General features: G+C 60.8%; 19 protein-coding genes. 17 read left to right on the top strand and 2 right to left on the bottom strand.

The features are described from left to right. The first annotated feature begins 148 nt into the window (after positions 1-148). From mraZ to murB, 12 genes are all read left to right on the top strand, one after another. Complete coding sequence (gene mraZ, locus AS026_RS25580; RefSeq protein WP_062372876.1) at positions 149-586, top strand: division/cell wall cluster transcriptional repressor MraZ; 438 nt, start codon at positions 149-151, stop codon at positions 584-586. 17 nt (positions 587-603) lie between these two features. Next, on the top strand, positions 604-1629 hold the full coding sequence (rsmH, locus tag AS026_RS25575; RefSeq protein WP_025659371.1) for a 16S rRNA (cytosine(1402)-N(4))-methyltransferase RsmH: 1026 nt from the start codon (positions 604-606) through the stop codon (positions 1627-1629). 1 nt (position 1630) lies between these two features. Further along, positions 1631-2032, top strand: a complete 402-nt coding sequence (ftsL, locus tag AS026_RS25570) for a cell division protein FtsL (RefSeq protein ID WP_018858317.1) — start codon at positions 1631-1633, stop codon at positions 2030-2032. A 2-nt stretch (positions 2033-2034) separates the two neighbouring features. Further along, a complete protein-coding gene (locus tag AS026_RS25565; protein ID WP_062372623.1) occupies positions 2035-3777 on the top strand; it encodes a peptidoglycan D,D-transpeptidase FtsI family protein in 1743 nt (580 codons plus the stop codon). A gap of 67 nt (positions 3778-3844) precedes the next feature. After that, positions 3845-5305, top strand: coding sequence for a UDP-N-acetylmuramoyl-L-alanyl-D-glutamate--2,6-diaminopimelate ligase (locus tag AS026_RS25560; protein ID WP_062372620.1), 1461 nt, complete (start codon positions 3845-3847; stop codon positions 5303-5305). Further along, a complete protein-coding gene (locus AS026_RS25555; protein WP_025659373.1) occupies positions 5302-6735 on the top strand; it encodes a UDP-N-acetylmuramoylalanyl-D-glutamyl-2,6-diaminopimelate--D-alanyl-D-alanine ligase in 1434 nt (477 codons plus the stop codon). Before AS026_RS25560 ends, AS026_RS25555 begins: the two co-directional genes overlap by 4 nt. A 22-nt stretch (positions 6736-6757) precedes the next feature. Further along, on the top strand, positions 6758-7858 hold the full coding sequence (mraY, locus tag AS026_RS25550) for a phospho-N-acetylmuramoyl-pentapeptide-transferase (RefSeq protein WP_018858321.1): 1101 nt from the start codon (positions 6758-6760) through the stop codon (positions 7856-7858). Between the two features lie 7 nt (positions 7859-7865). After that, entirely contained in the window at positions 7866-9278 is a 1413-nt protein-coding gene (gene murD, locus AS026_RS25545; protein ID WP_062372616.1) for a UDP-N-acetylmuramoyl-L-alanine--D-glutamate ligase, read from the top strand. A 1-nt stretch (position 9279) separates the two neighbouring features. Beyond that, positions 9280-10434 (top strand): putative lipid II flippase FtsW, encoded by a 1155-nt coding sequence (ftsW, locus tag AS026_RS25540; protein ID WP_025659375.1) that lies wholly within the window; start codon positions 9280-9282, stop codon positions 10432-10434. A 6-nt stretch (positions 10435-10440) separates the two neighbouring features. Beyond that, complete coding sequence (gene murG / locus AS026_RS25535) at positions 10441-11565, top strand: undecaprenyldiphospho-muramoylpentapeptide beta-N-acetylglucosaminyltransferase (protein ID WP_062372613.1); 1125 nt, start codon at positions 10441-10443, stop codon at positions 11563-11565. Next, positions 11562-12977: a UDP-N-acetylmuramate--L-alanine ligase gene (murC, locus tag AS026_RS25530; RefSeq protein WP_025659377.1), complete on the top strand. Its 1416-nt coding sequence runs from the start codon at positions 11562-11564 to the stop codon at positions 12975-12977. Before murG ends, murC begins: the two co-directional genes overlap by 4 nt. After that, entirely contained in the window at positions 12974-13948 is a 975-nt protein-coding gene (murB, locus tag AS026_RS25525; protein WP_018858326.1) for a UDP-N-acetylmuramate dehydrogenase, read from the top strand. The genes murC and murB overlap by 4 nt, the downstream gene beginning before the upstream one ends. A gap of 2 nt (positions 13949-13950) precedes the next feature. On the opposite strand, the gene AS026_RS25520 is transcribed toward murB, so the two are convergent. Together AS026_RS25520 and AS026_RS25515 are read right to left on the bottom strand one after the other, a co-directional pair. After that, complete coding sequence (locus AS026_RS25520; protein WP_062372609.1) at positions 13951-15048, bottom strand: metallophosphoesterase; 1098 nt, start codon at positions 15046-15048, stop codon at positions 13951-13953. 111 nt (positions 15049-15159) lie between these two features. Further along, positions 15160-16464 (bottom strand): MFS transporter, encoded by a 1305-nt coding sequence (locus tag AS026_RS25515; protein WP_062372873.1) that lies wholly within the window; start codon positions 16462-16464, stop codon positions 15160-15162. Between the two features lie 420 nt (positions 16465-16884). Between AS026_RS25515 and AS026_RS25510 the strand changes: the two genes are divergently transcribed. From AS026_RS25510 to lpxC, 5 genes are all read left to right on the top strand, one after another. Then, positions 16885-17811, top strand: a complete 927-nt coding sequence (locus AS026_RS25510) for a D-alanine--D-alanine ligase (RefSeq protein ID WP_018858328.1) — start codon at positions 16885-16887, stop codon at positions 17809-17811. Beyond that, entirely contained in the window at positions 17799-18731 is a 933-nt protein-coding gene (locus AS026_RS25505; protein WP_025659380.1) for a cell division protein FtsQ/DivIB, read from the top strand. Before AS026_RS25510 ends, AS026_RS25505 begins: the two co-directional genes overlap by 13 nt. After that, complete coding sequence (ftsA, locus tag AS026_RS25500) at positions 18728-20059, top strand: cell division protein FtsA (protein ID WP_018858330.1); 1332 nt, start codon at positions 18728-18730, stop codon at positions 20057-20059. Before AS026_RS25505 ends, ftsA begins: the two co-directional genes overlap by 4 nt. 56 nt (positions 20060-20115) lie before the next feature. After that, a complete protein-coding gene (ftsZ, locus tag AS026_RS25495) occupies positions 20116-21840 on the top strand; it encodes a cell division protein FtsZ (protein ID WP_062372603.1) in 1725 nt (574 codons plus the stop codon). Between the two features lie 288 nt (positions 21841-22128). Then, positions 22129-23085 carry a UDP-3-O-acyl-N-acetylglucosamine deacetylase gene (gene lpxC / locus AS026_RS25490; RefSeq protein ID WP_018858332.1) on the top strand — a complete coding sequence of 319 codons (957 nt, stop codon included), beginning with the start codon at positions 22129-22131 and terminating at the stop codon, positions 23083-23085. Positions 23086-23191: the final 106 nt, after the last annotated feature.

Below are 23191 nucleotides of genomic sequence, written 5' to 3'. Positions count from 1 at the left end.
GCCCACCAATCGCAAAGCCAAGGTGTCTTCCGTTCCGGAAGCGCCGGATGGGGTCTTGCCCATTCGGCTCGCGAAGCTGTGCCTGAATTTCAGGGTTCCGGGCGTTTGAGTTCAGTCCGGGCTCTTTCGGGAACGGATGTTTCGTGTCATGAGCCGCTTCCTTTCAAATGCGACCAACAGGATCGATTCCAAGGGCAGGGTTTCCGTGCCGGCGGCGTTTCGATCCGTGTTGGCGCAGCGCAATGTTCAGGAGCTCTATTGTTTCCAGGACTTTGTGTTTCCGGCGATCAGTGTCGGCGGTCCGGATCTCCTGGAGAGGTTCGAGCGTCAGATCTCTGCGGAGGATCCGTTTTCGCCGGACGCGAACGAGATGTCGCTTCTCATCCACGGGGGCGGTATCTTCATGAGGCTCGATGCGGAAGGCCGGCTGATGGTCACGGATTTCATCCGCGACTTCACCGGTATCTCGGACGAAGTGACCTTCGTTGGTCGGGCGGATCATTTTCAGCTGTGGCAGCCGCAGGCATTTCAGGCTGCTCAGGTGCGGGCACGAGGAGGGCGTCGGCTGGCGGGCAGGCGTTCCTAAAGGTACGAGGGAACGGAATGACGGCGAATCCTGGCGGAGATTCAACTGATGCCGGTGGCGGACCGGTTCGCCACATTCCGGTTCTTCTCAATGAGGTGCTTGCCGCGCTCGAGCCGTTGCCGGGCAAAATCATTCTCGATGGCACCTTCGGTGCGGGCGGCTATACTTCTGCCATTCTGGGTGCCGGCGCCAATGTGATCGCCCTGGATCGCGATCCGACCGCTATCGAAGCTGGCCAGGCCCTTGTCGCTGAAAGCGAAGGCCGCTTGAAGCTCGTTCATTCGCAGTTCTCTCAATTGGCCGATGCTGCTCCATCGGGCGGGCTGGATGGAGTCGTGCTCGATATCGGCGTGTCCTCAATGCAGATCGATGAGGCCGAGCGCGGCTTCTCGTTCCAGAAGAATGGTCCGCTGGACATGCGGATGTCGGCGGCAGGCGTTTCCGCGGCCGATGTGGTCAATCGCGCCAAGGTTGCCGATCTCATTCGCATCTTTCACTTTCTCGGAGAGGAAAGTCAGTCGCCGCGCATTGCGCATGCGATTGAAAAACGGCGGGCTGAAAAGCCGTTCGAGACGACGCGCGATCTTGCAGGGCTGATCGAGCTCGTCACGCCGCGCAAGATGAAGGACAAGATTCATCCGGCGACCCGCGTCTTCCAGGCGTTGCGGATTTTCGTCAACGACGAACTTGGCGAGCTGGCGCAGGCGCTGTTTGCCGCCGAGCGCGTGCTGAAGCCCGGCGGGCGTCTCGTTGTGGTTACCTTCCATTCGCTCGAGGATCGGATCGTCAAGACCTTCTTCTCTGATCGCGCCGGCAAGGCTTCGGGCTCGCGTCATCTGCCCGTCGCGCACGAGCGTGCGGCGACCTTTGAGCGGATCGGCAAGCCGATGGTTGCTGCGACCGAGGCGGAGGCGCAGGCAAACCCGCGGGCGCGATCTGCCAAGCTGCGGGCAGGGCTGCGCACTGCCGCACCTGCCGAAGCGGCGGATATTTCCATCTTCGGATTGCCGAATCTGGCGAGTCTCGGAAAGCTCGGAGCCTGATATGTTGAGAACCTTGGACCTCATCCTCGTCGGTGTCATGACAGCAGCTGCGGCTGTCACCTACACGATCAAGCACCATGCCGAGCTCAAGCTCGAGGAAGTTCATCGCCTTGAAGCGGAGATCAAGCTCGAGAAGGATACCATCGATCTGTTGAAGGCCGATTGGGCTCTGTTGTCCCAGCCGAACAGGCTCGAGCGGCTCGTCAACAACTACAATGGCGAGCTTCAGCTGCAGCCGACGGCTTCCACGTCGCTGGTTCATGCCAAGGAACTGCCGATGCTGAAGTCGCAAGTTCCGGTTCCCGACATTACCGAAGCGAAGGCCGGTGCCAAGGCGAAGCCGAAGGCGGTGGCGCCTGAACCCGAAGAAGAAGACATGATGGCAACCGGATCGGTGGAGTAGAGATGTCGTTTCTTTCACGCATCATGGTCTTGAAGAGCCAGGCGCATTTCTCCGCCGGCACGCACAACCGCCTCGGCGGCACTAGGCCGATCGAGGGATCGCGAAAGAAGAGGGCGGGACAGGCCAAGAGCCGCGTCGGGCTCCTGATCGTCGGCTTCGTTGCCGTTTATTGTGTGATCGGCGGGCGTCTCGTCGAATACGCAGTCCGCGATCCCGATGTCGTGTCCAGCATCCTGCCGCCTGATCGTCTGATGGCGTCGCGCCCGGATATCCTGGACAGAAACGGCGAAGTGCTGGCGACCGATATCCGCACCGTCTCCCTCTTTGCCGAGCCGAACAAGGTTGTCGATCCCGACGAGGCGGTGGAGAAACTCGCCACCGTTATGCCCGACCTCGACATGAAGGGTACCTACAAGAAGCTCGCGAACCGCACGTCCCACTTCGCCTGGCTGCGTCGCCAGCTGACGCCGAAGCAGCAGAGCCAGATCCTTGCACTCGGCATTCCCGGCATCGGCTTCCGCCCTGAGAAGCGCCGCTTTTATCCAGGTGGAGCCACCGCAGCGCACATTCTCGGTTACGTCAACATCGACAACCGCGGCGTTGCCGGCATGGAAAAATACATTGACGATCAGGGCCTTGCCGACCTCGCTTCCGTCGGCATGACAAGCGATCAGCCGCTTGAGCCCGTTCGCCTGTCGATTGACGTCCGCGTCCAGAACATCGTGCGCGATGTCGTCGTCAACGCGGTCAAGAACTACGAGGCAAAGGGCGCCGGCGCTGTCATCCTCGATATTCATACCGGCGAAGTGCTAGGAATGGCCTCGGCCCCGGATTTCGATCCGAATAACCCGCTGGAGGGCGCCAAGGAGGGCTGGCTGAACCGCATGTCGAACGGCACGTTCGAAATGGGCTCGACCTTCAAGACGTTCTCGCTTGCCATGGCGCTCGACACGGGCAAGGTCAGCCTGAACGACAGCTTCGATGCGACGCAGCCGATCCGCATCGGCGGCTTCACCATTCACGACTTCCACGGCCAGCGCCGTTGGCTGACGCTGCCTGAGGTGTTCCAGTATTCGTCGAACGTCGGTACCGCTCGCATCATCGACATTGTCGGCATGGATGCTCAGAAGGATTATCTTACGAAGCTCGGCCTTTTGACCAAGCTGCAGACCGAACTGCCGGAAGTGAAGATGCCAAGCCAACCGAAGGTTTGGAAGAAGATCAACTCGATCACGATTTCCTTCGGCCACGGCGTTTCCACGACGCCACTGCAGACGGCGGTTGCCGGCGCGGCGCTCGTCAACGGCGGAAAGCTCATCGAGCCTACCTTCCTGCCGCGCAATCGCGAACAGGCGGACGAGGTTGCAGAAGTGGTCGTCAAGAAGTCGACCAGCGACGACGTCCGCTATCTCTTCAAGCTGAATGGCATCAAGGGGTCCGGCCGCAATGCTGACGTGCCCGGCTTCAACGTCGGCGGCAAGACTGGCACGGCTGACAAGGTGGTCAATGGCCGCTATGCGACGAACCTCAATTTCAATGCGTTCCTCGCAGCATTTCCGATCGAGGATCCGAAGTATGTCGTGCTGACGTTCTGCGATGAACCGCACAATGGCGAGAAGGGTCAGAACATCGCCGCCTATACTGCTGCACCCATGGTAAAGAACATCATTGCCCGCGCAGCGCCAATTCTCGGTGTGGAACCCAAGTTCGGTGACGACGGATCGGCCATGTTGGTGTCTTATTGAGTCTGAATGAATGTCGGAGCCGATTCGCCACGGGGGCGCGGCGGCTCGAGAGAGAAAAGTACATTCGATGAACTTGCGAGACATCGCCGGGAATGCATTTCCGGAACTTGAGAATCAATTAGCCGGGTCTGTCGGGGCGCTGGCGGTTTCCGGCATTTCTTCCGACAGCCGCAAGATCGAACCCGGAATGGTGTTTGTAGCTGTCGCCGGGACGAAGGCAGATGGAGCAGGTTTTATCGCAGACGCGGCAACGCGCGGTGCTGTCGTGGCCATTGCGTCCCATGGCATTGATGCTTCCATACCTGTTCTCGTCGTGAACGATCCACGCCGCTTCCTCTCGATTGCGGCCTCTCATTTCTATGGCAAGCAGCCGGAAACGATGGTTGCCGTGACCGGTACTGCCGGCAAGACGTCGGTTGCTTCCTTCACGCGGCAGATCTGGGCCTATGCCGGCCATCCCGCGGCGATGATCGGTACGACTGGTGTCGTCTCTCCGACGCGCAATGAATATGGCTCGCTGACGACGCCCGATCCGGTCTCGCTCCACAAATTGCTGGCCGAGCTCTCCGGGGAGGGGGTCACGCACGCCTCGATGGAGGCCTCCAGCCATGGCCTCGATCAGGGCCGTCTCGATGGCGTCAAGCTCGCAGCCGCTGCCTTTACCAACCTCGGCCGCGATCACATGGACTACCATCCGACGATCGAAAGCTACATGGCCGCGAAGATGCGGCTGTTCGATACTCTGCTGCCCAAGGGCGCACCGGCCGTGATTTTCGCCGACGATGCGTGGTCGGAGCAAGCCGTCAAGGCGGCACGCGACGCGGGTCATGACGTCCGCACCGTTGGTCGCAAGGGCGACTACCTGACGCTGAAGCGTGTCGAGCATTTCCGCCACAAGCAGGTGGCTGAAATCCATGCCGCGGACCAGATCTTCGAGGTCGACATTCCGCTTGCCGGCGACTTCCAGGTGGCCAATGCGCTCGTCGCGGCAGGTCTCGCCATGTCGACGGGCGTGCCGGCGAAGGTTGCAATGGCGGCGCTCGAAAAGCTGCAGGGCGCGTCGGGTCGGCTGGAGCTGGTGGGCCACACCAGGGACGGCGCGCTTGCTTATGTTGACTACGCACACAAGCCGGACGCGCTCGCCAATGTCCTGGAATCCGTTCGGCCGTTTACAACCGGCCGGGTGATCGTCGTCTTTGGCTGCGGCGGCGACCGTGATCGCGGCAAGCGCCCGATCATGGGCGAAATCGCTTGCCGTCTGGCCGATGTGGTGATTGTCACGGACGACAATCCGCGCTCCGAAGAGCCGACGAGCATCCGCGCCGAGATCATGGCGGCCGCTGGCTGCGCAACCGAAATCGGCGACCGCGCCGAGGCGATCCGAACGGCGGTCGGAATGCTGACATCCGGCGACACGCTGATCGTCGCCGGCAAGGGGCACGAGGAAGGGCAGACGATAGGGAGCGTCACCCTGCCGTTTTCGGATCACGCCGAATTGCGTAAGGCTTTGGAGGAGCTGAAACCGTGAACTGGCTTTGGACGACGGAAGACATGATTGCCGCCATGGCAGGGCGGCCGTTCGGCACTTTGCCTGAGGGCATTACCGGGATTTCCATCGACAGCCGCTCCATTGCGCCCGGCGAAGCCTTCTTCGCCATCAAGGGCGACCGCGTCGATGGCCACGACTTCGCGTCGATGGCGATGGCAAACGGAGCCGCTCTTCTCGTCGTCAGCGAAGCGCGCCTGCCAGCCATGGGGCGGCTCACGGTCCCAGTGATCGTTGTCGAAGATGTGTTGGCGGCACTCGGAAAGCTCGGACAGGCTGCTCGCGCCCGTTCGCGCGCCCAGATCATTGCCGTCACCGGTTCGGTCGGCAAGACGACCACCAAGGAGATGCTGCGCCGGGTCTTGTCTCCATCGGGCAAGGTGCACGCTTCCGTTGCCTCATTCAACAATCACTGGGGCGTACCCCTCACGCTCGCCCGGATGCCGCTCGACACGTATTTTGGTGTCTTCGAAGTGGGCATGAACCATCCGGACGAGATCCGCCCGCTGGTCAAGATGATCAAGCCGCATGTCGCCGTGATCACGACTATCGCGCCGGCACACCTTGGCAACTTCAAGAGCATCCGCGAGATCGCGACGGCCAAGGCCGAGATTTTCGAAGGCGTCGTGTCCGGTGGGCAGGTCGTGCTCAATCGAGACAACGACCAGTTCAACTTTCTGGAGCGGACGGCACAAGCTTGCGGTATCAACCACATCCATTCCTTCGGTCAGCACGCGAAAGCGGATTTCCGCCTGGCAGAGTTTAACGGCTCGGACCAGAGTTCGACGCTCTGGATCACCATCGACGGCGACACGAAGGAAGTGGCAATCGGTGCGCCGGGCCGGCACATCGCGGAGAATGCGCTGGCTGCCCTCGGGGTCGTGAAGATAGTCGGTGCGGACATGCAGCAGGCGATCGGCGCCCTCGCGACGCTCCAGCCCGAGAAGGGCAGGGGCCGCCGTCATCGGCTGATGATCGACCACGGCGCCTTCACCGTCATCGACGAGAGCTACAACGCCAATCCCGCCTCTATGAGGGCGGCAATCGCCGTGCTTGCGAGCGCGGTGCCGACGGGGGCGGGGCGGCGCATCGCCGTACTCGGCGACATGCTGGAGATGGGCGACTACGCGGAAAGGGTCCATTCGGATCTGGCGGGGCCGTTGCTTGCTGCCGGCATTGAGCATGTCTGGCTGGCCGGTCGTGAAATGGCTGCGCTGAAGGAATCGCTCCCGGAGAGCGTCCAGGTCGTTCACTACGAGACGACAGAAGAACTAAGCGAATACGTACTGAACTCCGTCGTGGCTGGCGACGTGCTGATGGTAAAATCGTCACTGGGCATAGGTTTCGGCAAGATCGTCGCCGCGCTTCTTGACAAGTTCCCGCCATTTGCCGACACGCAACGCGATTTTTGAGCGGGTAAACAAGGGGCCCTGAATGCTGATTTGGCTTGTCGAACTGTCGGAACACCTGAAATTCTTGAATCTCTTCAGGTACATTACCTTCCGCACGGGCGCCTCCCTGTTTACGTCCGCCTTCATTGTCTTCCTCTTTGGTCCGACGATCATCAACTCGCTGCGCATCCGCCAAGGCAAGGGGCAGCCGATCCGCGCCGACGGTCCGCAGACACACTTCAAGAAGGCAGGTACGCCGACCATGGGCGGCCTGATGATCCTCGCGGGTATCGTCGGGTCGTCGCTGCTATGGGCTGATCTTTCCAACGTCTACGTGGTTGCCACGCTGCTCGTCACCCTCGGTTTCGGCGCGATCGGCTTCTATGACGACTACCTGAAGGTCACCAAGCAAAGCCACAAGGGCTTCTCCGGCAAGGCGCGACTCGGCATCGAGTTCGTGATCGCAGGCATTGCCGTTTACTTCATGATGCGAACGGCACTTGCATCCGGAACCGCGGGTTCGACCTTCGGCTCATCGATCGCGTTCCCGTTCTTCAAGGACTTCATGATCAACCTCGGCATCATGTTCGTCCTCTTCGGCGGCTTCGTGATCGTCGGTGCCGGCAATGCCGTGAACCTGACCGATGGTCTCGATGGGCTCGCCATCGTGCCGGTCATGATCGCCGCAGCATCCTTCGGGGTGATTGCGTATCTCGCGGGTAATGCAGTCTTTGCAAACTATCTGCAGATCAACTTCGTACCGGGCACCGGCGAGCTCTCGGTGGTGCTCGGGGCCGTCATCGGAGCCGGCCTCGGATTCCTCTGGTTCAACGCGCCGCCCGCCGCAATCTTCATGGGCGACACCGGCTCGCTGGCGCTTGGCGGCACGATCGGCACGGTTGCCGTCGCTACCAAGCATGAGATCGTCATGGCGATCATCGGTGGCCTGTTCGTGATGGAAACGCTCTCGGTCATCATCCAGGTTGGCTACTTCAAGATGACCGGCCGGCGCGTCTTCCTGATGGCGCCGATCCATCACCATTTCGAGAAGAAGGGCTGGACGGAAAGCCAGGTAGTGATCCGGTTCTGGATCATCGCGGTCGGTCTTGCCCTGCTTGGTCTCTCCACCCTGAAGCTGCGGTGAGGCGGCGATGATTCCCGTTACGACGCTATCAGGAAAGAAGGTCGCGCTGTTCGGGCTCGGCGGTTCCGGCTTTGCCACGGCGCGCGCGCTGAAAATGGGCGGCGCCGAGGTGACCGCCTGGGATGATAATCCGGATAGCGTTACCAAAGCCGCCGCCGAGGGCATCCATACCGCCGATCTGCGCACCATCGACTGGAGCGCGCAGTCGCTTTTCGTGCTCTCACCGGGTGTGCCGCTGACGCATCCCAAGCCGCACTGGACCGTTGATCTTGCGCGTGCCGCCGGCGTCGATGTCGTCGGCGACGTCGAGCTCTTCGTGCGCGAGCGCCGGGCCCATGCCCCCGATTGCCCGTTCATTGCCATTACCGGTACCAACGGCAAGTCGACGACGACAGCGCTGATCGCGCATATCCTGAAGTCGAGCGGCCGCGATACGCAACTCGGCGGCAATATCGGGACGCCGGTGCTGACGCTCGACCCGCCGAAGGATGGACGTTTTTACGTCGTCGAATGCTCGTCCTACCAGATCGACCTCGCGCCGACGGTCAATCCGTCCGCCGGCATCCTGCTCAACCTGACGCCGGATCATCTCGATCGTCATGGCACGATGCAGCACTATGCCGACATCAAGGAGCGGCTGGTTGCCGGCAGTGACATCGCCGTCATCGGCGTGGACGACAGCCACTGCCAGATGATCGCGGATCGTATCGAGCGGGCCGGCGGCAAGGTCATGCGCATTTCCCGCCGTCATGCACTTCCCTACGGCATCTACGCGGATGGAACGAAGCTCATCCAGGCCTCGGGAGGCGCAACAAAGTCGATTGCCGATCTCGACGGGATCCAGACGCTGCGCGGCAGCCACAACGCACAGAATGCCGCAGCGGCGGTTGCCGCATGCCTGGCCGTCGGCGTCTCTGAAGAAGAGATACGCGCCGGGCTCGCATCCTTTCCCGGCCTCAAGCACCGGATGCAGCCGGTCGGGCGTCGCGGCAACGTCGTCTTCGTCAACGACTCGAAGGCCACCAACGCCGATGCCGCGGCTCCGGCGTTGTCGAGCTACGACCGCATTTACTGGATCGCCGGCGGCTTGCCGAAAGCCGGAGGCATCACCTCACTGACGGGGTTCTTCCCGCGGATCGCCAAGGCTTATCTGATCGGCGAAGCCGCTGCCGAATTTGCCGCGACGCTTGGCGAGACAGTGCCCTACGAGATTTCGGGGACGTTGGAGCGCGCCGTCGCGCACGCTGCTGCCGATGCCGAAAGAGATGAAAGCGGTCCTCTTGCCGTGATGCTATCCCCGGCTTGCGCAAGCTTCGATCAATATAAGAACTTCGAAGTCAGGGGCGATGCATTTGTCAGCCATGTGGCAGCGCTCGACGGAATCACCATGCTGATCGATTCGGCAACAGGAGATAAATGACATGGTAAGCCGCGCGGAACGTGGGCCTCTGGCCGATTGGTTTTGGACCATCGACCGCTTCTTCCTGGCGATGTTCATCTTCCTGATGGGCATCGGGTTCATGCTGTCCTTCGCCGCGTCGCCCGCCGTCGCCGAACGCATCGGGCTGGAGCCGTTCCACTTCGTCAAGCGCCATGCCGCTTTCATGATCCCGTCACTCGCGGTGATGGTTGGTCTCTCCTTTCTTACGCCCCGCCAGGTGCGGCGAACGGCGATCATCCTGTTGATCGTCGCCCTTGGCATGATGCTGCTGGCTCTGTTCTTCGGCGTCGAGGTCAAGGGTTCCCGCCGCTGGGTTACCTTGGCCGGCATCTCGATCCAGCCCTCCGAGTTCATGAAGCCGGCATTCGTCGTCGTCTGCGCCTGGCTCTTCGCCGAGCATGCGCGCCAGCCGGAAATTCCGGGCAACCTGTTTGCCATCATACTTTTCGGCATTGTCGCGGCCCTTCTGGTCGCACAGCCTGACCTTGGACAGACGATCCTGACGACCGCCGTCTGGGGCGGCATGTTCTTCATGGCCGGCATGCCGTGGATCTGGATCATCCTGCTCGGCGCAGGCGGTGTCGGCGGCCTTGTCAGCGCCTACTACATCTTCCCGCACGTGGCGCTGCGCATCGACAAGTTCCTGACCGGCGAAGGTGACACCTTCCAGATCGATACGGCGCGCGAAGCCATCATCCGCGGGGACTGGTTCGGACAGGGCCCAGGCGAGGGTATCGTCAAGCGCATCATCCCGGATGCGCATACCGACTTCATCTTCTCGGTCGCGGCCGAAGAGTTCGGTATCGTCTTCTGCATGGCGCTCGTCGCGCTGTTTTCGGTCCTCGTGCTGCGCGGTCTCTCGCATGCCTACAGGGAGCGGAACGACTTCAACCGCTTTGCCGTCGCTGGCCTCGTGCTGCAGATCGGCATACAGTCGATCATCAACGTAGGCGTTAATCTCGAACTGCTACCGGCGAAAGGCATGACCCTGCCGCTGATTTCCTACGGCGGTTCGTCCATGGTCGCCATCTGCGTTACCGCCGGGTTCATTCTCGCGCTGACGCGTCATAGGCCGGAAAAACGTGCGCAGGATCGGAGCCTCTTCCGCGTCGCGCACGGAATGCCGGCGGAGTAATTGCTTATGAGTAAAGGCATTGTCCTGCTTGCCGCCGGGGGAACCGGCGGCCATGTGTTTCCTGCGGAGGCTCTGGCCTACAAGCTGAAGGAGCGCGGCTATTCCGTGCACCTGGTCACCGATAGCCGTGCCGAGCGTTATGCCGGCAAATTCCCGGCCGATGAGATTCATGTCGTGCCGTCGTCGACGATCGGCTCCAAGAATCCGGTCACTGTCGCGCGCTCGCTGTGGACGCTGTGGACCGGAATGCGGGCTGCCAAGAAGCTTATCGCGCGTCTCAAGCCAGTGGTGGTCGTTGGCTTCGGCGGGTATCCCACCGTACCGCCGCTACTCGCTGCAACGCGCCTCGGCGTGCCTGCGATGATCCACGAGCAGAACGCCGTGATGGGCCGCGCCAACAAGGCGCTGGCTAGCCGTGTGCAGGCGATTGCAGGCGGGTTCCTGCCCGAAGGCGGCGGCCAGTTTCCGAACAAGACGGTGACAACGGGCAATCCGGTGCGACCGACCATCATCGAGGCGGCGAAAGTGGCGTATTCTCAGTCCAATCCCGGTGAGCCTTTCAATCTCGTCGTCTTTGGCGGCAGCCAGGGCGCGCAGTATTTCTCCAAGGCGATGCCGACAGCCATCAGCTTGCTCGAGGACGGGCTTCGCGATCGCCTGCGCATCACCCAGCAAGTGCGTCCGGAAGATATGGGCATGTTGAGCGCTTGCGTCGCTCAATTGAAGATGGCTGCTGATACGGCGCCGTTCTTCAACGACATGGCCGAACGACTTGCCGCGGCACATCTCGTCATCTGCCGTTCCGGTGCATCCACGGTTTCGGAGATTTCCGTGATCGGGCGGCCGGCAGTGCTTGTGCCTTACCCACATGCTTTGGACCACGATCAGGCGGCGAACGCGGCAGCCCTTGCGGCAACCGGCGGAGCCAAGGTCATTCCGCAGGCCGAGCTTTCGCCGGAGAAGATCGCTTCGATACTCACCCATGCGATGAACGACCCGGAAAAGCTCGCCCGGATGGCCGCTGCAGCCAAGCAAGCGGGTAAACCCGACGCTGCGAACTTGCTTGCCGACATGGTAGAGGCTATTGCGGCACGACGTACAATTGCAGAGTTCAAGGGGAAACGCGCATGAAAATGCCGAAGGCCATCGGCCTCGTTCATTTCATCGGCATCGGCGGCATCGGCATGAGCGGCATTGCCGAGGTGCTCCACAATCTCGGTCACCGCGTGCAGGGATCGGATCAGGCCGACAGCGCCAACGTGCAACGCTTGCGTGACAAGGGCATCGAAGTCTTCGTCGGCCACAAGGCAGAAAACCTCGGTGACGCCGAAGTGGTGGTCGTCTCGACTGCGATCAAGAAGAACAACCCCGAGCTTGTCGCGGCGCGTGAAAAGCTGCTGCCGGTCGTTCGCCGGGCGGAGATGCTTGCCGAATTGATGCGGTTCCGCAATGCGATCGCGATCGGCGGTACGCATGGCAAGACCACAACCACGTCGCTGGTGGCAACGCTGTTGGAGGCAGGCGGTCTCGACCCTACCGTCATCAACGGCGGTATCATCAATGCCTATGGCACCAACGCTCGCATGGGTGAGGGTGAGTGGATGGTGGTGGAGGCCGACGAGTCTGACGGCACGTTCCTGAAGCTTCCCGCCGACGTTGCCGTCATCACTAACATCGACCCCGAGCATCTGGATCACTACGGCAATTTCGATGCGGTTCGCGCCGCATTCCGCCAGTTCGTCGAGAACGTGCCGTTCTACGGCTTCGGCGTGCTGTGCCTCGACCATCCGGAAGTTCAGGCGCTGGTCGGCCGGATCGAGGACCGCAAGATCGTTACCTATGGCGAGAATCCACAGGCCGACGTTCGTTTCATGAATGTCCGTGTCGATGGTCCGCGCTCGATCTTCGACGTAGAGATCCGCCGCCGGAGAACCGGGCAGGTGATCAGGCTCGACAATCTCGTGATGCCGATGCCCGGACGGCACAACATATCCAATGCCACCGCCGCGATCGCGGTTGCCAATCGCCTCGGTATGTCCAGCGACGACATTGCCAAGGGACTGGCCTCCTTCGGCGGCGTCAAGCGCCGCTTCACGCTGACCGGCGAATGGAATGGCGTCCAGATCTTCGACGACTACGGCCACCATCCGGTCGAGATCAAAGCCGTGCTGCGCGCTGCGCGCGAAGCCTGCAAGGGTCGCGTGATCGCAGTTCATCAGCCGCATCGCTATTCGCGGCTATCCAGCCTCTTCGAGGAGTTCGCGTCTTGCTTCAACGATGCGGACAGCATTTTCCTCGCGCCTGTCTATGCGGCGGGTGAGGATCCGATCGAAGGGGTGAATTCCGAGGCACTCGTATCCCGGATCAAATCGGGCGGTCACCGCGATGCCCGCTTCCTGCCTTCCCAAGAGCTTTTGCCTGAAATGGTCGCAGAGATTGCAAAGCCGGGGGATTTTGTGGTTCTGTTGGGGGCTGGGAGTATCACATACTGGGCGGCAGCGTTGCCCAAGCAATTGGAAAGCCTTTCGGGAATATCTGCATGAAACAGGTGAATGGGGAAAAGCTTCTTGCGTCGCTCGGCGACGGTGTAAAGAACATCCGCGGTAGGATCACGCCGGATGCGCCGATGGACCGTGTCACGTGGTTCCACGCTGGCGGTCTGGCCGAGTTGATGTTCCAGCCGCATGATGAGGACGACCTGATTGCTTTCCTCAAGCTTTTGCCGGAGGAAGTCCCGGTCACCGTCGTTGGCGTCGGATCGAACATCCTGGTTCGTGACGGCGGCATTCCCGGCGTGGTGTTGCGGCTTTCGGCAAAGGGCTTCGGCGCCGTCGAGCTTGCGGGCGAGAACCGCATCCGCGCTGGTGCGATCTGCCCCGATAAGCATGTCGCAGCCATGGCTATGGACAACGGCATCGGCGGCTTCCATTTCTACTACGGTATTCCCGGCAGCATTGGTGGCGCAGCGCGCATGAACGCCGGCGCCAACGGCGGGGAGACGCGCGAGCGGCTCGTCGAGGTGAATGCGGTTGATCGCAAGGGCAACAAGCTTGTCCTGTCGAACGCGGATATGGGCTATTCCTACCGTCATTCATCGGTGCCGAGCGATCTGATTTTCACCTCGGTGCTCTTCGAAGGGTATAGCGAGGACCGCGCCAAGATCCGAGCCGAGATGGATGCCGTGCGCAGTCATCGTGAAACGGTCCAGCCGATCCGCGAGAAGACGGGCGGCTCGACCTTCAAGAATCCGGACGGCCATTCCGCCTGGAAGCTCATCGACGAAGCGGGATGCCGCGGGCTGGTGATCGGTGGCGCCCAGATGTCGTCGCTTCATTGCAATTTCATGATCAACATGGGGCAGGCGACGGGATATGATCTGGAATATCTCGGCGAACAGGTCCGTCGCGAAGTTTTCGAAAAATCCGGCATCAAGCTCGAGTGGGAAATCAAGCGTCTCGGCGTCTTCATGCCAGGACGTGAGGTTCGTCCTTTCCAGGGAGTAACCAACGAGTAACGTTACGTGAGGCGTTTGCTGAAGGCGGTGGAGAAAGTTACGCCGCCCCTGTCGTCACTGGCTTCGCCGATCGCTACATCCATCGTGTTGCTTGTCACCCGGACAAGGCAGAAGCCGCCCATGAAGGCGGCTTTTGCTTTGAAAACGTCCAGCTTGCCGACCCGATAGGCCATCGGCGTGTTGTGCTCGTGGCCGTGGAAAATACCGATTACGTTGTAGCCTTCGAGGGTTGCGAGGAGTTCCTGACGTTCCGATTCACCCCACCAGTGGGGCGCACCGCTTCCTCTTAACGTGAATGTCTTCATTTCAGGATTCCAGCGCTCGAGGGAAAACGGGTCCCATCCATAGTGCTGGAAGATGACCACCGGGCGGCCATCGGACGCATAGGTCTCGAGATCGCGTTTCATCCAATCGAGGCTGCTTGCCGAACCTCTTGTGTTGTCCCCGGCGTAACGCTGCGCCTGAATCAGATGCAGGCCACCCCAATTCCAGGAGTAGTTGTCCGATGCTTCGTCGTAGTTGTCGACAGGCACCAGCGGCTTGAAGAAGACGCTCGGCTTGTGGTTCATCTGCACGTAATCACGCAGTTCGTCGCGATACCAATCGATTTGCGGCGGGCGCCCGTCCTGATCGAGATCGTGGTTGCCGAGCCCAACATAGACGGGAAAGTGCACGTGGTCGGCACCGCGTCCTTGCTGGTAGCGTTGAGAAAACTCCAGTAGCTGCGACCCTTCTGCGAACTCCGCAGTCTGGCCGCCGCCATCATCGGTGACATCGCCACACACGATGATGCCCTGCGGCCTCGCAATCGGCTGACCGGCGAGCAGAAGGCCGCTCGCCTCCCCTGCGATCTCAGTGGGCCATGCCTGGTGGTAAATGCCGTTGAGCGCAAGAATGTGACGGAGCAGGTTTGCGTCGGTCTTGCCTTCACTCTGGCAGTTGGGACTTAGCCCGTCTCCGAAGCGGCACGCATGGACGTCGTTGATGACAAGGAAGGTGACATTGATCGGCGGGACGCTGGCCGGCCTCGCAATGGACGGCAGTGTCAGCGAGATTCCGGCGCCTACACTTTGTGCCAGCAGTGATCGTCGTGTCAGCATCCCGGCTCTCCCCGTTTTCGAGAATCTAGGGGCAAGGCGTTAGCCGGCAACAATGAAAAAGGGCCGCGGCAGTTTCCCGTCGCGGCCCTTCGAACTGGACTGTTTTCGTGATCAGACTTCGTTGCGGCCGGAGGCCAGAATGCAGATCAAGGTGATGACGGCAGAAAGACCGAGATAGTAGCCGACATATTGCATGCCGTAGTTTGCCTGCAGCCAAGTGGCAATGTAGGGCGCCAGCGAAGCGCCGAAGATGCCGGCAAGGTTGAAGGTGATCGACGAGCCGGTATAGCGCACGGCAGTCGGGAAGGGCGCAGCAAGCGCCGTGCCGATCAGACCGTAAGTCATGCCCATCAGCGCCATGGAGACGATCGCGAACACAACAATGCTGCCTTCGCCGCCGGTCATCAGACCGGGCAGGAAGAACGAGAAGATACCAATCAGCACGGTGGTGAGGATCAGCATCTCGCGGCGGCCGAAGCGCTCGGCGAGTTTGCCTGATATCGGGATGAAAATACCGAAGGCGACGGAGCCGACGATCTGGATCTTAAGCGCGTCCGGGAACGGAATCTTCACGACCTTGACGTTGTAAGACAGAAGGTAAGCCGAGCCGATGTAGAACAGCACAAAAGTGGCGAGCGCCACGAAGGTGCCGAGGAACAGGCTGCGCTTGTGCTTGCGGAAGAGTTCGGCAACCGGGACTGCAACGCGCTCCTGCTTGTCAATCGCCTTCTGGAACGCCGGCGTTTCGGTGATCGAGAGACGAACCCAGAGACCGATGGCGATCAGCAGAATCGAAGAGATGAACGGCACGCGCCAGCCCCAACTCAGCAGATCATCCTGCGACATGACCTGCAGCAGCAGCCAGAAGATGCCCGAGGAGAGGAACAGGCCGACCGGCGCGCCGAGCTGCGGGAACATGCCGTACCAGCTGCGCTTGCCTTCCGGTGCATTCTCGGTGGCGAGCAGCACGGCGCCGCCCCATTCACCGCCTAGGCCAAAGCCCTGGCCGAAGCGGCAGAGCGCGAGCAGCAGCGGCGCGAGAACGCCAATCGACTCGTAGGAGGGCAGAAGGCCGATCACGACCGTCGAAATGCCCATGGTGAGCAGGGCGGCGACGAGCGTCGTCTTGCGGCCGATCCTGTCGCCGAAATGGCCGAACACCACGGCGCCCAGTGGACGGGCGAAGAAGGCGATCGAGAAGGTTGCAAAGGAAGCAAGCAGGGCCGTCGTCGGATCACTGTTCGGGAAGAACAGCGTCGGGAAGATCAGCACGGCGGCTGTGGCGTAAACGTAAAAATCGAAGAATTCGATCGTGGTGCCGACAAGGCTCGCGATCAGAACACGCGCCGGCGAGTTGACTTGCGCATTGTTCGATAAAGCGGGCGTCGGCGATAATCTTGATATCGCGTCTGACATTTTCATTCCAATTGGGATTACACCGTTGCCCTTGGGAGGCAGGCGGCTCTTAACGCAATTTTAATTCGGCGCAAATGCCCACCGAGTAACAAACGCAAAAAAAATTAGCACGCTTTGCATTTTTCCGACGATTCAGCGCTTCTGGGTGGCCGAACCTCAAAGCTGACGGGCGGAAAAGCCATCGAACTGGTGCGGATTCCCGATGGGATGCTGCACAAAAGCCGCCGTTGTCGTGGGGTTTTCTGAACGTTGCACGGCCTTCCTCCGGAGGGGCGTTCGAGGCAAAAATTAACGAAAGTAAACACTTCATTAACCATAATCAGGCTCTAATACACCTGCGTCACCGAGCGAGATTCGGACGGGAAACAAGCTTGGTGCAAGCGTCGAAATTCAGACTGCAGGTTATTTTTGGGGGTGTTGATGAGTCGCAAGCATGTCGCTGTCCTGATGGGCGGGTTTTCCTCGGAGAGGCCGGTAAGCCTTTCCTCCGGGACGGCGTGCGCGGACGCTCTCGAGGCTGAGGGCTTCCAGGTGACGCGGATTGACGTCGATCGCGATGTGTCTGCCAAGCTTGCTGCCTTGCGGCCCGATGTCGTCTTCAATGCGCTGCATGGCCCCTATGGCGAGGATGGCACGATCCAGGGCGTCCTGGAATATCTCGAGATTCCCTATACGCACTCCGGGGTGCTTGCATCAGCGCTCGCCATGGACAAGGAGAAGGCCAAAGGCGTTGCAGCCGCTGTCGGCATTCCGGTTGCTCAATCCGAGGTGATCAATCGATTCGCCTTTCCGGCGGAGCACCCGATGAAGCCTCCCTACGTCGTGAAGCCTGTGCGCGAGGGTTCCAGCTTCGGCGTAGTGATCGTTCAGGAAGATCAATCCCATCCTCCGCAAATCATCAGCTCTCCGGAATGGCGCTATGGCGAGCAGGTTCTTGTCGAGCGCTACATCTACGGTCGAGAGCTGACCTGCGGTGTGATGGGCGATCAAGTGCTCGGCGTCACCGAAATCGTGCCGGTCGGGCATGGCTTCTACGACTACGATGCCAAGTACGTGGCAGGTGGATCGAAACACGTCATTCCGGCGGAAATTTCACCGAATATTTACCAAAAAATACAATCATTGGCGTTAAGGGCGCATCAAGCAATTGGTTGCCGTGGCGTGAGTCGCTCCGACTTTCGTTACGACGATCGCTTCTCCGAAGATGGTGAAATCATCTGGCTGGAAATCAATACTCAGCCAGGCATGACTCCAACCTCCCTGGTGCCCGAAATGGCCGGTCATGCCGGCTACACGTTTGGTGAATTTCTCCGTTGGATGGTGGAGGACGCTTCTTGTTCTCGGTGACGGTCAAAAGAATAGGGCGCCCAAGTCATCAGGCGGAGCTCTCGTTTCCCGAGGGTGATGGTCGGTTGGTTCTGCCGCGCCCGCTGCGTCGCGTTGTGCGCTTTCTTGTCAGCCTCGGAAGTGGCCGCATCCATATTCCGGCTCACGTTGGGACGGTATCCGCGTTGGCATTCTTTGCGGCGACGGGTCTCTACGGCATGTCGCTCGGTGGTCACACCGAAGCGGTTGCGCAGGCGACGACGACGGCTGCAGGCTTTGCGATTGATGACGTGAAGGTGTCCGGCAATTCCGAGACCTCCGAAATCGAGATCCTGCAGTTGTTGGGGCTGGACGGTACGACCTCGCTCGTGGCGCTCGATGTCGATGCTGCGCGTCAGAAGATCGCGAAGCTTCCCTGGGTCGAGAATGTCGAAGTTCGCAAGGTCTATCCGAAGACGGTCGAGGTAAAGCTCACGGAGCGCCAGGCTTACGCCATCTGGCAGCATGGCCAGGAGCTCTCTCTCGTGGAGAAGGGTGGCTCGGTCATCGCTCCGCTGCGTGACAACAAGTTTTCGCAGTTGCCGCTGGTGGTTGGTCGCGGTGCTGAAGTTGCCGCAACCTCGCTCGAAACCGAATTTGCGAAGTGGCCGGAGATCAGGGCGCGGGTAAAGGCCTACGTCTGGGTGTCGGGTCGCCGCTGGGATCTGCACATGGACAACGGCGTTGCGGTGAAGTTGCCGGAAGACGATGTCGATCTGGCTCTGGCGCGGCTGTCGAAGTTCATGAAGGAGCAGGACCTTCTGGAGCGCGACATCGCTGCGGTCGATCTCAGGCTCACCGACCGCACGGCAATTCAGTTGACGCCGGAAGCCATGGCGCGCCGGCAACTTGTGCTTGATCAGCGGACCAAGGATTTGAAGAAGGCGGGGCAAAATATATGAGCTTGTTCGGTTCGTCCCATTTCGGATTGCCGCGCCTGAAGCCGCTTTCGTCGAAGCGGTCCCACGTCGTTTCGGTGCTCGACATCGGATCGACGAAGGTCGTCTGCATGATCGGCCGCCTGACGCCTCGCGAGGAAAGCCAGGTGCTGCCCGGTCGCACGCACAACATTGAAATCATTGGGATTGGCCACCAGCGTTCGCGCGGCATCAAGACCGGCGCGATTTCCGACCTCGATGCGCTGGAAAGCGTGATTCGCCTTGCTGTCGATGCCGCCGAGCGCATGGCCGGCCTGACGGTCGAAAGCCTGATCGTTAACGTCACGGCCGGTCGTCTGACGAGCGACATCTACACCGCAACCATCGATCTCGGTGGCCAGGAAGTCGAACTGAACGACCTCAAGAAGGTTCTGTCGGCAGCCTGCCAGCAGTCGCTGCGCCAGGATCGTGCCGTGCTGCATTCGCTGGCAACCGGCTTCTCGCTCGACGGCGAACGCGGTATCCGAGATCCCTTGTCGATGTACGGTGACGTTCTCGGCGTCGACATGCACGTCGTCACCGCTGAGCGTACCGCGCTTAAAAATCTCGAGCTCAGCGTCAATCGCGCTCACCTCTCGGTTGAGGGAATCGTTGCGACGCCGTATGCTTCCGGTCTGGCAGCTCTCGTCGACGATGAAGTCGAGCTGGGCTGCGCGGCGATCGATATGGGGGGCGGAACGACGACGATTTCGGTCTTTGCAGAAGGTAAGCTCGTGCACACGGATGCCGTTAGCCTCGGCGGCCATCACGTCACTACGGACCTCGCCCGCGGCCTTTCGACCCGTATCGAAGATGCCGAGCGCCTCAAGGTCGTTCATGCTTCCGCAATGCCGAACTCCTCGGACGAGCGCGAGTTGATCTCGATCCCGCCGATCGGCGAAGACGAACGCGACCTGCCGACGCAAGTGCCGCGCGCTTTGGTATCGCGCATTGTCAGCGCCCGTATCGAGGAAACCATGGAATTGATCCGCGACCGCATCCAGCGCTCGGGCTTCAGCCCGATCGTCGGCAAGCGCGTCGTGCTGACGGGTGGTGCAAGCCAGCTGACCGGCCTTGCCGAAGTTGCGCGTCGCATTCTTGCCCGCAACGTCAGAATCGGTCGTCCGATGGGCGTCTCGGGCCTGCCGACTGCAGCGAAGGGCCCAGCCTTTTCGACGGCCGTCGGTCTGATGATCTATCCGCAGGTCGCGGACCAGGAAACACATGCGTCACAGAGCGGTCTGCTCATGTCGCTTGGGGGAAATACCAGCCGCTTTGCCCGCATGGGGCAGTGGTTGAAAGAAAGCTTCTGACAATTGAGTGAATTGGCCGGCGTGGCGATGCGGCCATAAAGAGAAGGAACGGTAACATGACTATCAAGCTGCAAAAGCCGGATATCACTGAGCTTAAGCCGCGTATCACCGTGTTCGGTGTTGGCGGCGGCGGCGGCAACGCTGTCAACAACATGATCTCCGCTGGCCTCCAGGGCGTCGACTTCGTCGTTGCCAACACGGATGCCCAGGCCCTGACGATGACCAAGGCGGAGCGCATCATCCAGCTCGGCGCCAACGTCACTGAAGGTCTCGGTGCTGGTTCGCAGCCGGAAGTCGGTCGTGCCGCAGCCGAAGAGTGCATCGATGAAATCATCGATCACCTGAACGGTACGCACATGTGCTTCGTCACCGCCGGCATGGGCGGCGGCACCGGCACCGGCGCTGCTCCTGTTGTCGCTCAGGCGGCTCGAAACAAGGGCATCCTCACGGTCGGCGTCGTTACCAAGCCTTTCCACTTCGAGGGCGGTCGCCGCATGCGTCTGGCCGAAGCCGGAATCGAAGAGCTGCAAAAGTCGGTCGACACGCTGATCGTCATTCCGAACCAGAACCTCTTCCGCATTGCCAACGACAAGACGACCTTTGCCGACGCTTTCGCGATGGCTGACCAGGTACTCTACTCCGGCGTTGCCTGCATCACCGACCTGATGGTGAAGGAAGGTCTCATCAACCTCGACTTCGCCGACGTCCGTTCGGTCATGCGCGAAATGGGCCGCGCGATGATGGGCACTGGCGAAGCATCCGGCCAGGGCCGCGCGATGCAGGCTGCCGAAGCTGCAATCGCCAACCCACTGCTCGACGAAACGTCGATGAAGGGCGCACAGGGCCTGCTGATCTCGATCACCGGCGGTCGCGACCTGACCCTCTTCGAAGTCGACGAAGCTGCGACCCGCATCCGCGAGGAAGTCGATCCGGACGCAAACATCATCCTCGGCGCGACGTTCGACGAGTCGCTCGAAGGCATCATCCGCGTTTCCGTTGTCGCTACCGGTATCGATCGTGCGATCAATGCCGCGGCAGGAAAGACCTTCCAGCCGGCAGCCAAGCCGATCGTGCGTCCTTCCGCGGCCGTTGCTCCGGCTCCGGCCGCTGTTCAGCCTGCACCTGTCATGCAGCAGGCACCCAAGCCGGTCGACTCGGTTGCACAGGCAATCCGCACGGCCGAGGCCGAGATGGAGCGCGAGCTCGAGATCCACGCTCCGCGTGCTGCAGCTCCGGTGCAGCAGCCGGCAATGCAGGAGACCTTCCGCCCACAGAGCAAGATCTTCGCTGCGCCGGAAGCCGCTCCCGTCATTCGCCCAGCCCCGGTTCAGCAGGCTCCCGTTCACGCGCCTGTTATCAGCCAGCCGGCTCCGCAGCCTGTCATGAGCCAGCCGGCTCCGGTCATGCAGCAGCCGATGGCCGCCCAGCAGGCCGTTCGCATGCCGAAGGTGGAAGACTTTCCGCCGGTCGTGCAGGCCGAGATCGACCGTCGCTCGCAGCCGGCCACTCCGTCTCACGCCCACGAAGAGCGTGGCCCGATGGGGCTCCTGAAGCGGATCACCAACTCACTTGGTCGCCGCGAAGAGGAAGTTGCGCCAGAGATGACCTCGGCTCCGGCTGCGGCATCGCAGCAGCGCCGACAGCTTTCTCCGGAAGCCAGCCTCTATGCGCCGCGTCGCGGAAATCTCGACGATCAGGGCCGAAGCGTTCCGCAAGCTCGCATGATGCAGGAAGACGATCAGCTTGAAATTCCTGCGTTCCTGCGCCGCCAGTCGAACTGAGGCAAGGGACAGAATCGCCACAAGGATGCCCGGGAGTACGCTCCCGGGCATTGCCGTTTCAAAGCTCTGAATTCGGCACGAATTGCGTTGTTATTTCAAAGGCATGCTTTCGTAACAATGCGAAAGAAACAGTGATTTGGATTGGAACCCGGGCGCACGTATGTATGTGCTCAAGGAACCGTCTTCTTGCGCTTTATCGCGGGGCTCAGACGGAGTGAAATGACCCCTGGCGGATGGTTCGGCATGTTAGCCGATGCGGATCACCAGGGATAATAAAGGCAAAAATTTATGGTTATTGGCATGTTGGGTTTTCAGACGACAGTATCGCGCCCGATTACGCTCTCGGGCATCGGCGTTCATTCCGGTGCTGACGTTTCGATTACCTTCAACCCGGCAGAAGCTGACACAGGCGTTGTCTTCAATCGCATGCACGACAACGGTGAGGTTTCCGAATATCGTGCCGTGTCTTCTCAGGTCGGCAATACAGATCTCTGCACCGTTCTTGGTTTCTCGCCGGCGCGCTCGGTCGCGACGATCGAGCATGTCATGGCCGCTGTCTACGCGCTTGGTCTCGACAACGTCCTGATCGAAGTTCACGGTTCCGAAATGCCCATCATGGATGGCAGCTCGATGCCCTTTATCGAGGCGATCGAACAGGTTGGCCTGGTATCGCTTGGCGTCAAGCGTCGCTACATCCGCGTCACCAAGCCGGTTCGCATCGAGCATGGTGGTTCGTGGAGCGAGTTCCGTCCCTATGACGGCATGCGCTTTGAGGTTGAGATCGATTTCGACTGCCCGCTGATCGGCCGACAGAAGTGGGAAGGCGACATGACGGCTGCGACGTTCAAGTCCGAGCTGTCGCGTGCCCGTACCTTCGGCTTCATGCGCGATGTCGAGCGTCTTTGGGCCTCCGGCCACGCGCTTGGTTCGTCGCTTGAGAATTCGGTCGTCATATCGGACGACAATACCGTTATCAACGTCGAAGGCCTGCGCTACGCCAAGGACGAGTTCGTGCGCCACAAGGCACTCGATGCGGTTGGCGACCTGGCGCTCGCCGGTGCTCCTTTCATCGGCTGCTATCGGTCCTACCGCGGCGGTCACAAGATGAATGCTAATGCTCTCAAGGCGTTGCTCAGCGACCCGACCGCCTATGAAGTGGTCGAGACCTCTGCGCCGCGCCAGCGTGTTGCGGCTCGGGATTTCATCCGGGTCAACGCGCCGGAATTTGCTCCCTGGTCGGCATGACCTCCATCGCATTTATTAGGCCAGGGCCGCCTCCTTCGGGAGGCGGTTTCTTTATGGGGAGCAGGCTGACGATGATTCCCCGATAGATGTGCTGCCGCAGATGCTT

Origin of the sequence: Rhizobium altiplani (assembly GCF_001542405.1) — a bacterium.
Classification (GTDB): Bacteria; Pseudomonadota; Alphaproteobacteria; order Rhizobiales; family Rhizobiaceae; genus Rhizobium; species Rhizobium altiplani.
Note: the sequence above shows the minus strand (reverse complement) of the source record. Positions and strands in the feature narration are given on the sequence as shown.